At 69.8% G+C, this 13038-nt stretch carries 9 protein-coding genes; 6 read left to right on the forward strand and 3 right to left on the reverse strand.

The genetic code is table 11. The features are described from left to right. Nucleotides 1-117 precede the first annotated feature (117 nt). The 3 genes from ACQPYE_RS25920 to ACQPYE_RS25930 all read left to right on the forward strand — a co-directional run bounded on the left by ACQPYE_RS25920 (nucleotide 118) and on the right by ACQPYE_RS25930 (nucleotide 4662). Nucleotides 118-777 (forward strand): hypothetical protein, encoded by a 660-nt coding sequence (locus ACQPYE_RS25920; RefSeq protein ID WP_498715016.1) that lies wholly within the window; start codon nucleotides 118-120, stop codon nucleotides 775-777. After that, nucleotides 777-2267: a TRAFAC clade GTPase domain-containing protein gene (locus ACQPYE_RS25925; protein WP_498715017.1), complete on the forward strand. Its 1491-nt coding sequence runs from the start codon at nucleotides 777-779 to the stop codon at nucleotides 2265-2267. The genes ACQPYE_RS25920 and ACQPYE_RS25925 overlap by 1 nt, the downstream gene beginning before the upstream one ends. Before the next feature lie 253 nt (nucleotides 2268-2520). Then, nucleotides 2521-4662 (forward strand): ATP-binding protein, encoded by a 2142-nt coding sequence (locus ACQPYE_RS25930; RefSeq protein WP_498715019.1) that lies wholly within the window; start codon nucleotides 2521-2523, stop codon nucleotides 4660-4662. Nucleotides 4663-4677: 15 nt separating this feature from the next. On the opposite strand, the gene ACQPYE_RS25935 is transcribed toward ACQPYE_RS25930, so the two are convergent. Beyond that, nucleotides 4678-5561, reverse strand: a protein-coding gene (locus ACQPYE_RS25935) for an IS5 family transposase (RefSeq protein WP_498715020.1) whose coding sequence is annotated in 2 segments (ribosomal slippage) — nucleotides 4678-5211 and nucleotides 5214-5561 — 882 coding nt in all. Because the reading frame shifts where the segments join, the coding sequence is not laid out codon by codon here. A gap of 47 nt (nucleotides 5562-5608) precedes the next feature. After that, on the reverse strand, nucleotides 5609-6715 hold the full coding sequence (locus ACQPYE_RS25940) for a HesA/MoeB/ThiF family protein (RefSeq protein ID WP_498715021.1): 1107 nt from the start codon (nucleotides 6713-6715) through the stop codon (nucleotides 5609-5611). Nucleotides 6716-7373: 658 nt separating this feature from the next. Here ACQPYE_RS25940 and ACQPYE_RS25945 point away from each other — a divergent pair. After that, complete coding sequence (locus tag ACQPYE_RS25945) at nucleotides 7374-9464, forward strand: tetratricopeptide repeat protein (RefSeq protein ID WP_498715022.1); 2091 nt, start codon at nucleotides 7374-7376, stop codon at nucleotides 9462-9464. 397 nt (nucleotides 9465-9861) lie between these two features. Then, nucleotides 9862-10425 (forward strand): dihydrofolate reductase family protein, encoded by a 564-nt coding sequence (locus ACQPYE_RS25950; protein ID WP_498715024.1) that lies wholly within the window; start codon nucleotides 9862-9864, stop codon nucleotides 10423-10425. A 338-nt stretch (nucleotides 10426-10763) separates the two neighbouring features. Here ACQPYE_RS25950 and ACQPYE_RS25955 read toward each other — a convergent pair whose 3' ends face one another. Next, the gene (locus ACQPYE_RS25955; protein ID WP_498715025.1) at nucleotides 10764-11621 is read right to left on the reverse strand and encodes a type II toxin-antitoxin system PemK/MazF family toxin; all 858 of its coding nucleotides are present in this window, start codon (nucleotides 11619-11621) and stop codon (nucleotides 10764-10766) included. Between the two features lie 645 nt (nucleotides 11622-12266). Here ACQPYE_RS25955 and ACQPYE_RS25960 point away from each other — a divergent pair. Then, nucleotides 12267-13016, forward strand: a complete 750-nt coding sequence (locus tag ACQPYE_RS25960; protein WP_498722987.1) for a YqcI/YcgG family protein — start codon at nucleotides 12267-12269, stop codon at nucleotides 13014-13016. The last annotated feature ends 22 nt before the right edge of the window (nucleotides 13017-13038 follow it).

Consider the following 13038-nt stretch of genomic DNA (forward strand, 5'->3'; position numbering starts at 1 on the left):
GAAGGCCGTCCCAGGGTGGTCGCCGTGGTCGGGGCGGCGGGGTCCGGTAAGAGCACCTGGTTGGCATCGGTCATCCGGCGGGTCGCGAAAGGGCATTTGGACGATCGCTTCCCCGGCATGTCCCTCGACGTGCTCGGCGAGAAGAGCAGGCTGCGGCACGAGCAGGACCGCGTGCTGGTCGCCGAAACCGTCCTGCGCCACGCCACGAGGACTGAGCCGCTGCTGGTCAGCCTGCGCGTCCGGCCGCGGGCACGGGCCGTGGTGATCGCGTTCTACGACAGCTCCGACGCGACCGCGGCGAACCTGGCGCACGCCGACGGCCTCGTCCTGGCCGTCGAGCCCGGAACCGCGCCCGGCGACGCGGGGATCGCCCGACTCGCCGAAGCCGTGCGCGCGGCGCGCGGCCTTCGACCTGACAGCAGGATCAGCCTTCCCCTGGCTGTCATCCTGACCAAATTGGACACTGTGTGGGACATGGTCGACCCCAGGTCGCCGCTGCTTCGACCCGTGCCCCGGACAGGCGGCTACGCGGTGTCCGACGGTATGGACGTCCACCACGAGACCACCGCCTGGCTCGGCCGCTGGGACAGGACCGACCTCATCCGAGGCGTCCACGCCACCTTCCGCCGCCACCGGTACTTCGCCGCGACCGCGCTCGGCGACCGCGCGGACGGCAGACGGGAACCGGTGCCCTACCGGGTGGAGGACCCGCTGCTCTGGCTGCTCGCCGGATTCGGCGCGATACCGGTCTTCCGGAGTGGGGAGAGGACGACCTGATGATCGTCCAACTCTTCCTCTACCTGCTGCTGGCCGTGTCTGTGCTCGTGATCACCGGGCCGGTCCTCGTCGCCGCGATCGCGCTCAGCCTGACGTTGGCGCTGGTCGCCGTCATCCGGGAGGCGCTCGTCTGCCTCGCCGCCCGGGCGGACACCGAGCACCTGGCGCTGGACACCTCGTCCGATCCCGCCGACCGGCGGTACCTGTCCGGCCCGGCGCTGCGGGATCACCGACGCCTCGGCGTGGCCTGCTTCGTGGCGCTGCACCAGCGCGGGTTGACCCAGTTCGACGAGGGCTTCGCGAGCAACGGCCTGCGGCGGGTGCGCCCGATCCGGGGATCCCACGTCATCACGAGGTCACCCGCGGTGCCGTTCCTCGCGTTCACCGCACGCATCGGGTTCGCCATCGGTTACACCGCCGCGCTCATCCTGCTGGCCGCCACCTGGGTGGTGCAGCTGGTGCTCCTCACCGCCGTGGTAGCGGGCTTCCGGCTCCTCGCCGGCACGCTGTGGTTGTTCGAGACGCTTTCCCTGACGCTGAGGGGAATCACGGCAGAGTGCCCCCGCTGCCACACCCGACTCGCCCGCCCGGTCTTCGTCTGCCCCTGCGGTCGCGAGCACCACGCGCTCATCCCGGGCCCGCAAGGCGTGTTCCTCCGCACCTGCCGCTGCGGTCAAGACCTGCCCGCACTGCTGCTCACCGGAAAACGCGGTCTCTCCCCGCGCTGCGGCGGCTGCCACGCCTCCCTTCCCTCCTCGACCCAGATGATGCCCACGCGGCACGTCCCGGTGGTCGGCGGCACCGGCGCCGGGAAGTCGGTGTTCCTGCACACCGCGGTCACCCGCCTGAGGTCCGATCACGACGCCGTCCCCGCGGACCCGTTCACCGACGACAGACTCGCCGAGACCGGCTCTCTCCTCGCCGACGGGCTGTTCCCGCCGCGCACGCCGGTGAGCCAACCGGTCTCGCACACCCTTCAGGTGCGCAACCGACTCCTGCACCTGTACGACGCGGCAGGAGAGATCGTCCAGGACGCCGACCGCATCGCCGACTCCGCCTTCCTGGCCCTCAGCGACGGCGTGGTCCTCGTCGTCGACCCGCTCGCCCTTCCCGCCGTCCGCGCCCGCGCCGACCCCGACGTCCTCGCCACCTCCCGCTCGTCCGGCACCGATCCCAAGACCGTCCTCGACCTGCTCACCGAAACCCTCACCGAGCACGACACCCCCGCACCCCGCCGTATCGCCGTCGTCGTCACCAAGGGTGACACCCTCCTCGGCCCCACCCATCCCTACGCCACTCGCCCACCAGACCGCACCGCCGCGGTCCGCGCGTGGCTCATCGCCCACGGCCATGCCGACCTCGTCCACTCCGCCGAACACCACTTCCCCCACGTCCGCTACTTCGTGGTCACCTACCTCACCGCCTCCGCCGACCCCCACGACGACCCGGCCGCCCCCATCCACTGGCTGCTGACAGGAACCACCCCATGACCTCGTCGACCGACCGCGGCCGCGTTGTGGCCCGCGTCCTCCTGCTCCTGTCCGCCCTTGTCGTGATCGGCTTGCTGGTCCTCGCCGGCGCGGCTTTCTTCTGACATCAAGGCCGTCGTCCGGGCATCGCTCGCCTCCTCACCGTAAGCATCTGTTCAAGAGGCTCGCCCATAGGGGGCGAGCTATCGCTGATTAGGGTGATAGATCGGATCACGGGCGCTCCTTGGCGGCATCACAGCCATACTCGGAACCCATGGCCGATGGTGGTGTCAGCAATGACATAGGCGGCACGGTCCAGGGCGTGGTGGTGCAGGCCGGCCGGATCGATCAGGTGGTGCTGCCTGCTCCGGAAACCGTGGTGGCGCCGCGACAGCTACCGGCTGCGGTCCCCGATTTTTGCGGACGTCTCGCCCACGTCGCCGCTCTCGACGCCCTGCTGGCGGAATCGGAGCGCAATGCCGTTGGCGGGTCGACGGTTGTGGCGTTGGACGGCTCGGCGGGAGCCGGGAAGTCGACGTTGGCGGTGTGGTGGGCGCACCGTGTTCAAGACAGTTTCCCGGGTGGCACGTTGTTCGTGAACCTGCGCGGCTACGGCCCGAGCGCCCCGTTGACCCCGCACGTGGTGCTGACGGACTTCCTCACCGCGCTCGGTGTCGCGGAGCGACGGGTTCCCGAGGGAGTGGAGGCGCAGGGCGCGTTGTTCCGGTCGCTGATGGCGGCGCGGCGGGTGTTGGTGGTGTTGGACAACGCCGGGTCCGCCGAGCAGGTGCGCCCGCTGTTGCCCGGTGCGGCGGGGTCGCTGGCGTTGGTGACCAGTCGGGGCGCCCTGTCGGAGTTGGTGGTGTCGGAGGCGGTCCGGCGAGTGGCGGTGGACGTGTTCGACGCCGTGGACGCCGTGCGTCTGGTGGAGGGGGTCGTGGGTGGGGTCAGGACCGCCGCGGAGCCCGATGCGGTCGAGGAGTTGGTGGAGGTGTGCGCGCGGTTGCCGTTGGCGGTGCGGATAGCGGCGACGCGCGTGGCGTCGCGGCCGTTCCTGTCGGTGGCCGACGTGGTGGAGGAGATCCGGGAGGAGCAGCGGGGCCTGATCGGGATGGACGGGTCGTGGCGGGGGTCGGGTGGGGTGCGGGCGGTGTTCGACTGGTCCTACGCCCGGCTCGACCCGGAGCACGCGCGGGTGTTCAGGTTGGTGGGGTTGCACCCGGTGCCGGAGTTCGAGGTGCACGCCGTCGCCGCCCTTGCCGCGCTCGACCTCCGTTCCACGGCGCGTGTGCTGGAGGAGTTGGCGGAGCAGCACCTGGTCGAGCCGGTGGCCCGTCGGCGGTATCGGATGCACGACCTGTTGCACGACTACGCCGCATACCGCGCAGATCTTGACGAGACATCTGCGGCTCGGGAGGAGGCGGTGGGACGCCTACTGGGTTGGTACGCCGCGGTGGCGGACTCGGCAGATCGTCTCGTCTACCCGGTGTCGGCCCGGCTACCCGTGGATCTTCCCGTCGTGCAGGCGCCGGTGCGGGACAGGGAGGAGGCGTTGGGCTGGTTGCGTTCGGAGCGGGCGGTGTTGTCGGCCGCACAACGCATGGCCGCGGATCACGACATGCACGCGGTGGTGATCGCGTTGGCGCTGTCGTCGCGTCACCTGGGGTTGGGACCGCGCGCGTGGTGGCGAGAGGAGTTGGAGGCGAAGTCGCGCGGGATCGAGGCGGCTCGGGTGTCGGAAGACCGGGCGGCCGAAGCGTTCCTGCGGGTTCTGCGTGGTCACAGTCACCGGAGTTCGGGTGACCAAGTGGCGGCGGAGGCCGATTTCCAGCACGTGGTGGAGTCGGCGGCACGGTCCGGCGATCAGGTCCTGCGGCGGCGGGCGTTGGCCGGGCTGGCGAGCCTGCGCGAGGCACAGGGGCGTTACGACGAAGCGGCGGAGTACCACCTGGCGATGTGGGAGGCGACGAAGCAGGAGGGCAACTCCGCGGCCGAGGCCATCGCATTGGGGAACCTGTGCCTGGTGAACGTGAAGCGGGGGCGGTTCGAGGAGGCGTTGGACTACGCGCAGCGGGCGTGGGAGTTGCGCAGCCGCACCGGCGATCCGTTGATCACCGCCTACGCCGAGGACGACTTGGCGCTCGTCCGGCAGGGGCTGGGTGAGCACGACACCGCGATCGGGTTGTGGGAGAAGGTCGTGGACGTCTACGCGCGGCACAGCGGCGCGGAATCGCACTTGGCCGCGGCGCTGGAAGCGATGGCCGTCTCGCTGGTCGCCACCGGCCGGGACGACCGGGCCGGGCACGACCTGCGGCGGGCCGCGGGGATCCTGACGGACCTGGAGGACCCGCGTGCCGAACTGGTTCAGCGGCGTGCCGAGGATCTCGCCTCGGCACGCGCCGACGGGTCGGGTTAGGGCGTGTCCGCCGGGTCATGATCGGGGTTTGTCTGGGGCGGCTCGGATCCAGTCGATGGTTTCGACGATGTCGTTGGTGGCCTGCCAGTGCAGGGCGAGCTTGTCGTAGCGGGTCGCGAGGGCGCGGAACTGCTTGCGGCGGTTGAATCCCCGTTCGACCTGGTTGCGCCGCTTGTAGGCATCGGCATCGAAGGACGGGGGCCGTCCGCCGGCCGATCCCTTGCGCAGCCGGTTGGCGACCTGATCCCGCCGCTGGGGAATCACCGCCTTGATCTTCCGGCGCCGCAGCGAGGCCCGGTTCGCCCTGCTGCCGTAGGCCTTGTCCGCGGTCAGCGAGTCCGGACGCTTGCGCGGCCTGCCCACGCCACCGGGCCGGGGCACGGAGATGCCCTCCAACAGCGCCTCCAACCGCTTCGTGTCCGCCGCCTGACCGGGAGTGACATGGGTCGACAGCGAGCGGCCCCGACCGTCCGCGATAGTGTGGATCTTGGACGTGAGCCCGCCCCGGGACCGGCCCAGCCCCTGGGCTGCCCGCGATTCCTCCGGACTCAGCCCCCTTTACGGGCACCGGCCGCGTGCTGGTGGGCGCGCACGATCGTGGAGTCGGCCTGCGCGTCCCAGTCGATGTCGCCCCCGGCCTCGGCACGACCCTGGACCTGCCGCTTCAACCTCGCCCACGTCCCGTCGACCGCCCACCGGCGATAACGCTCGTAACAGGTCTTCCACGGCCCGTACCGCTCCGGCACGTCCCGCCACGGCGCGCCCGTCCGCATCCGCCACAGGATCCCGTCGACCACCCGACGGCGGTCACCCCACCGGCCACCCCGCCCAGGCTTCGGACCGGGAAGCAACGGCTCCAAAATCGCCCACTCCGCATCCGTCAGATCACCACGCGCCACACGGCAATTTGATCAAACCCCACGATCAACGTTCCGGCGGACACGCCCTAGGCGGCGGACGGTCCGCAGGCGGGGCAGTCCGGCTCCGGTTCCGGCGATTCGTAGAACGTGCTGTGCTGCAACGTGATGAGGTTGTACCCGATCTGGCGGTTCGCCCGCAGCCGGGGGATCCCGGTGATCAGGCTCATCACGGCGTGACCGGCCAGGTGTCCCGCGATTCCGGCTGACACGGCGTTGACCGCGTGCGTCCCGGTCGTTCCGCTGGTGTCCGGCCACGGGGTCGGCGGTGGTGCTGCGAGCTGTTCGCGTGCGGCGGCGGTACGCGCGCAGTCGTAGCAGGGTCCATTGCCGGGCACGAACAGCCCGACGCTCGCCCTGGGCCCGTGATAACCGCCGTGGACCCAGGCGGTGCCGGTGTCCAGGCACGCCCGGTTGGCCCACGACCGGATCTCGTGCGGGGTGTCGGCGGCCATCAGCAGCACGTCGCACCGCGTTGCCAACCGCCGCAACATTCCCACGCCGTCAACGGTGCTCCGCTCGCCGGTGACCTCGACCTCGCCGTTGTGCCGGCGCAGCGCCTCGACCGCGACGTCGACCTTGGGGCGCCCGAGGTCGTGGTCGGTGTAGAGGACCTGCCGGTTGAGGTTGGACAGCTCCACCAGGTCCGGTTCGACCAGGTGCAACCGCCCCACCCCGGACTGGACCAGCGCGAGGGCCGCGGTGCTGCCGATCCCGCCGGCACCGACGACCGTGACCCGTGCCTGTCGCAGCGCCAACTGCGCGTGCCAACCGGTGGTGCGCGGGGCGGTGTCCATCCACTGCCACAACGCCCGACCACGCGCGAACCGCTCCCGCTGAGCCGCGGAGAGCGCCTCCGGCGGCGGTTCGTCGGCGTCCTCCAGATAGCCGGCGGCGGCCAGCGTGCCGATCGCGGTGCGGACCGTGTCGGGCGGCTCGTCGGGGTGGCGGTGGACCAGGTCGGCGACCACCTGGTCCACCGTGCGCGTCCCGTCGAGCAGTGTGAGCAGCGTCCACACCGTGCCGTTCGGGTCCGGGATCGTCGCGGCGACACCCGGCAGGGAGCCACCGATCCGCACCAGGGTTTCGCCGTGGCGGACGGGCAGGTGCTCGTACTTGATACGTGGGCGGTGCATCACACTTCTCCTGTCCACATCATGTCACGCCTCGTCCGACGTCTTCGGGTCACACGGGATCCGATCCACCGTGACCGCGATGAACGTGATGATCATGTCCTCACCCCCTCCCCCGCAGATCGAGGCGGAACAGGGTGGGGAAGGGCAGGCACGGACACGGTGACTGCGCCTCGTCCGGCTGTGGAACGTGGAACCTGAGCGGGCTCATCCCTGGTCCTCCTCTCCGGTAGCGGCCGGTGGGTGACCGGCTGAGAAGAGGATGCAGCGCACCCCGGGACAGGAGCGGGGACAGCTGGCGGGACAACTACTCACCCGAACGAGTGGTTTCGTGTCCCCCGTGCCTCAGACCGCTCCGGCACAGCGGGCATCATCCTCCGGCCAGACCGGGTCGACCTCGAACAGGCGATGACCGCTGCTCGGGTGCCGCAGCAAGCCTGCCCAACGCGTGCGGCACGACTTATGATCAGACGGGTGCCAGTCGTAGAGGCCGGTTCGCTCAGACCCGAGAAAGAGCAGGCCGAAAGCGTCGCCTTTACACGATTCTCGCCTACGAGTGAAAGCAAGACCTTCGGTTGACCGAAGTGCGACTTCGAATCCTTGCGATCGACGGAGGCCCTCGTTCCACCGGTTCGCGCAAGCGCACGAAGGGGGGTCGTGGATGACAACGGAGAACACGGCGAATGCCCAGTCGATAGCGGCGATGGTCCAAGCCGGGGTCATCAACGGCGGGGTCACCCTGCACACCGACCGCGCGCCCTCCTCGATCCCCTACAACCTGCCCTCCGGCACGCGCCGCTTCGTCGGCCGCGCGGCCGAGATCCGACGGCTGAACGAGCTGGTGGCGTCGTCGTCCGGCAGCCGGGTCTGCGTGCTCGACGGACCGCCCGGAATAGGCAAGACCGCCTTGGCCGTTCGCTGGGCGGACGTTCAACGCGAGTTGTTCCCGGACGGCCAGGTTCACGTCGACCTGCGCGGTTTCGACGAGACGCGAGCCGCGCTCGACTCCGGCACCGCGGCCTGGTTGGTCCTCAACGCGTTGCACGTGCCGCTGGCGTCCATCCCGCCCGACCCGGACGCCCGGACGGGGTTGCTGCGCGGCATGCTCCACCAGCGGCGGTTGCTGTTGATCCTGGACAACGTGCGCGACAGCGCGCAGGTCCGACCGCTGCTGCCCACCTCGTCCGAGTGCTTCACGCTGGTGACCGCGCGGCACCGTCTCGACGGCTTGGACGTGCACCACGACGCCGAACGCATCCCGTTGGGGCCGCTGACCACCGAGGAATCCGTCCAGTTGCTGGCGAGGCGGTTGGGCACCTCCCGCGTCGAGTCGGAGAGCAAGGCCGTGGCGCGCATCGTGGCGGCCTGCGGTGGGCACCCCTTGGCGCTGAACATCGTCGCCGCACGCGCCGCGGACGAACCGACCAGCCTGCTGACCCCCGTCGTCAACGCCCTGGAGAGCAAGGACGACGCCCTGGACACCCTCCAGATGCCGGACGTGGCCGACATGCGGACGGTCTTCGCCCTGTCCTACGACAACCTGGCACCCGCGGTGGCAGAGGGGTTCCGGACGTTGGCGCTGCACCCCGGCTCGGAGTTCAACGCCTCGGCGGCGGCGGCGATGACCGACGGCGACCTGTTCAGGGCTCGCGAGATCATCAGCGAACTGATCCGGTGCCACCTGCTGGACCGCACGTCGGCCGGCCGGTACGCGTTCCACGCGTTGACCCACGCCTTCGGCGCGGACACGGCGAAGCGGTACGACTCCGCGCAACGGCGCGCGTCGGTGCTCGTCGCGCTGCTCAACCACCAGTTGCACGCGGCGAGTCGCGCCGACCGGCTCATCAACGCCCACCGACGGCCCGTGCCGATGGAGCCCTGCCTGCGCCCGGACCTCCTGCCGAGCCTCGCGAACCGCACCGACGCGCTGGCGTGGTTCGACGCGGAGTACGACAACGTCCTCGCCGCGATCGGCGTCGCCGCCGAGAACGAGTTCCACCCGTACGTCTGGCAGCTCGCGTGGACCACGTCGAACTTCGCGTACCTGACCGCGCGCCGACAGGAGTGGATCGACACCCACGCGACCGCTCTGGCCGCGATCCGGCACCTCGGCGACGCCCAGATCGAGGTCCGGTTGCAGCAGCAGCTCGCCCGGGCACATCGGGAGAACGGCGACCACGAGCGATCCGCGGAGCTGTACCTGGCTGCGCTCGACAACCTGGACCGGCTCGGCGACGTGCCGGGACGTGCGAACGCCCTCAACGGCCTTGCCGCGGCACACCTGCACGCCCGCTCGTTCGGTCGAGCCCTCGACGCCGGGTTGCAAGCCCTCGAACTGTACGAACTCCTCGGCGACGACACCGGGACCGCCAGCACCGCCGGCCTGCTCGGCCAGGCGTACCGAGCCCTGCGCGAGCCGGTCGAGGCCAAGCGCCACCACCAGCGCGCCGAAGAGCTGTACACCCGGTCGGGCAACCTCTACGGGCTGGCGCACGTCGCCGACTCGATGGCGGACCTGGAGTCGGACGCCGGCCGAGCCGGTCCGGCCGGGACGCACCTCAAGCGGGCGATCGAACTGCACCACGAGGTGGGCAACCTGAACTACGCGGCCAAGTCGTGCCGGCGACTGCGCGCACTGCTGCCCGACTCGGACCCGCTGGCGCACCTGCTGTCCGCAGCGATCGCCGCGCTGGAGGACAACCGCACGACGGCCGCATCCGCGCTGGTGCACGCGATCGCACGGCCGGGTTGACCGACTCGGACACCGGATTTGCGCTACCAAGGAGTCATCGTCGCCGATACGGCGTGGGCTCAGCACGCCGCAGGCACCTCGGATCAACAGCCACCGTGCACGACCTCGACATCCACAGACCCCACCACACTCGCATCCCCGGCGGCCTCGTCAACGAGTGCAGACACGTCGCTTGACCAGCAGCGATGACTTTCGAGCGGACGAAGTCGCGCACGGCGTCGCGCGCACGCCTTTCGACGACGGTCCAGCCGACCCGGTCCGCTGAGCAGGCCGTCGACTGTCCGCGCGTTTCGGTGCGCGACTCGAAATCGAACATGACCAAGCGATCAGTAGGGTTGACAACGCCGGTACACCCGACTCCGCGCCGGCCCGGCGCGGACAACAACAGAAGGACCTCATGAGCAACCTGATCGTCGTCGAGTTCATCACGCTGGACGGCGTTGTCGAGGACCCGGACGGGTCCGAGGGGACGCCCAACGGCGGCTGGGCGTTCCGCCACGGCCCCGAACCGATCACCGGCGACAAGTTCGAACTCGGGTCGCTGCTCGACACCGGTGTCCTGCTGCTCGGCCGCACGACCTGGGAGCTGTTCGCGAAGCTCTGGCCGAGCCGGACCGACCCGTACTCGACCAAGATGAACAACATCCCCAAGCTCGTCGCGTCGCGCTCGCTGACCAGCACCGAGCAGTGGCAGAACTCGTCCTTAGTCGAGGACGACCTGGTCACGAGCGTGCGGCGGCACAAGGCCGAGCAGGACGTCATCGTCACCGGCAGCGTCAGCGTCGTGCAGACGCTGGCCCAGCACGACCTCATCGACGAGTACCGCCTCATGGTGCTCCCGACGGTGGTCGGCAAGGGGCTGCGGCTGTTCAGCGAAGACACCCCGCCCGTGGACCTGCGGCGCACCTCCATCCTGGAGAAGGGGGCTGCCGCACTCACGTACTACACCAAGGCAGGGTGACCTGACGCGGTCAACCCGCACCTGACCGAATGCCGGGGCACCGATCGTCGACGTACTTGTCGACGGCGTGCCACGGCATGAGGTGGTGCAGCTCCTGCCTGCTGGTGAACCACCCATGATCGGCTGGGGGCGTGGTCGGGTTCTTGTAGTCCACAATGGACCGATCACGGGATCGCCCGTCGACACGGGTGCGTCGGTCGCCGAACCCGGCACAGCCACCACGTCCAGTCGTCCCAGACCCGGACGCGGGTGCCGGGGTTCGGCGTCCGGTAGTGCTCGGTGCAGAGCTCCACGGCGAACAGGTCGCCGTGCGCGCCGACCGACGAGGCCGCACCGGCTCAGGTCCGGGTACCCCGCCGGGGGCGGGAGGTCTGCCGGGGCGCACGGCGCTTCACGGTCGGCGTGTGCCGTTGCGGCCTGGCGTCCGGTGGGTACCGCTCTTCGATCGCGGTCCACGCCCGGGCAGGCGCGTCGCAGACGTTCTGCCGGAAGTCCAGGTAGGAGACCTTGAGCAGCGGGTCGAGCTTGATCCAGCTCGCCTTGTCCGACCACGGGTGCCAGCCGGCGGGCAGCGCCAGGTAGCCGGGTCGGTCGCCCTGGTCGACGCTGGTGATCTTGAGGACGTAGGCGTGCCGGGCGAACGTGCTGATCACCACGCACGGCCGGTCCTTGGCCCGTTGCCCGCCTTCGTCGCGGCCCCCCTCCTCGAACGGCACCAGGGCGGACCACACCTCGCCGCGCGCCGGCCGGGCGGGTTCGCCCTGCCAGAGGACCCCGCCACCGCGCCGAACCGGGGCCTGTGCGCCCAGTGCCCGGTCCAGCAGCCGCGAGCCGGCGATCCACAGCCACAGCAGCACCACCACTGCGGCGATGCGGAGCGGGTCCACCTCGCGGACGCCCACGTGCAAGGGGTCCATCGCGAACCACGTCACCACGCCCGACAGCGCCAACAGCACGACCACCCGCGCGGCGGCCCACCAGAATCCCAGCCGGGCCCGCCGGTGCCGCAGCACCACCCACACCGCCGCTACCGGCGCGACGCACGCGTTGACCAGCAGGAAGGCGTTGTCCGCCAACCGCTCCGGGTCGTTCTGCCGCACCCACAGGTACACCGCCGGGAACGACAGGAACCCGGCGGCGAGCCACTGGGCGAGGAACTTCCCGATCAACCGCACCACGCGCTCCTCCTGCAGCAACCGTAGAACTCCACCCGTGCAGGTTGAAGCCGTGCGTAGCGTAAGGGGTCGAGCCGCTGCCAGGTGCGGCCGCAGATCCGCAGCACCCTCGGCTGACGCGGCATGACGACCGGCCGAGCCACCCCGAGTGGTCTACCTCGGTGTGACCAGACCTCCACGTCGTGTGGCGCTACGACCGGTTCCTCATCCGTGACCGGGACGGCCAGTTCACCGCCTCGTTCGACGTGGTCTTTTCGGCGCCGGCCTCAAGCCAGGTCGCCACCCACGCGAAAGGTCTGGTGTCAACCCAACCGCAGTAGCCCGGAACAGACATCAGAACGATAGTTGCATATCCGGATTCTAATAGTCCTGGAATTCGATCGCGTGCCATGAATCATACTCAATGATCTTGACTTGGGCAACACCGTTGACATCGCGCGGTAACCGGACGTAACTTCAAGGCGCTGTAGCGCAGGGTTTGCATCTCAAATGCCGGGGACCCCCAGCTGCGCGAATGCGTTCTGATCTGCCGACCGTGATCGTCTGATACATCTCGCCCGGGTGGCGCCAACCCTGTTCGTGCTGCGCATACCCGTTCTCTTTCATTGTCAGCTTTCTCGGAGGTAGTCCGCTCCGTGTCGATGGATGGATGTCGCGGTGATCAAGATGAGTGGGCACACCGGGTTGATCTCCCAGGCGCGTGTCGGCGACGACGCGGACGGCTGGTGCCGCACCGCTTTCAACGAGATCGCGGACAGGCTCGCCGACCCCGATTTTCCCTGTGTCTTCTCGAAGAACGCCTTCCGCAAGCAGATCATCCAGTTCTTGTTCGTGGAGGACGCCGGCGGCGACGGGGTCCGCCACCTGGCGGAAGGGCTGGCGGGATACGTCGAGCTGTCCCGGCGGTGGGACGGTCGGCTCGACACAGCCAGTCCGCTGGTCGTGGTGTTCTCGTCGAACGCGGTGGACGCGGTGGACGCGCGGTCCGTGGAGGGCTACCAGGCATTCGGCTGGAAGGTGCTCACCGCCCTGCACGAGGTCGACCCGGCCCCCTGGTCGGAGGGGGTCGGCACGGACCCCGACGTCGAGGGCTGGTCGATGTGCTTCAACGGCATGCCGTTGTTCTTCAACATGAGCAACCCCGCCCACCGGGTTCGCCGCAGCCGCAACCTCGGCGGGCACTTCGCCCTGGTGGTCAACCCGCGTGAGCGGTTCGACGTCTTCGCCGGCGACACGCCCAGCGGTCGGCGGGTGCGGGCGAACATCCGCAAGCGGATCGAGCGCTACGACGGCACGCCGCACTCGTGGCAGTTGGGCTCCTACGGGAACGGCGCGCTGGAGTGGCGGCAGTACGGGCTGATCGAGGAGAACGCCGAGCGCGCCGACAGGTGCCCGTTCGCGTTCCGCCAGGCCTGAAGTCGACTCGTCGGTGACACAG

The sequence above is a fragment of the Actinosynnema sp. CA-299493 genome, from assembly GCF_050946825.1.
Taxonomy (GTDB): Bacteria; Actinomycetota; Actinomycetes; order Mycobacteriales; family Pseudonocardiaceae; genus Actinosynnema.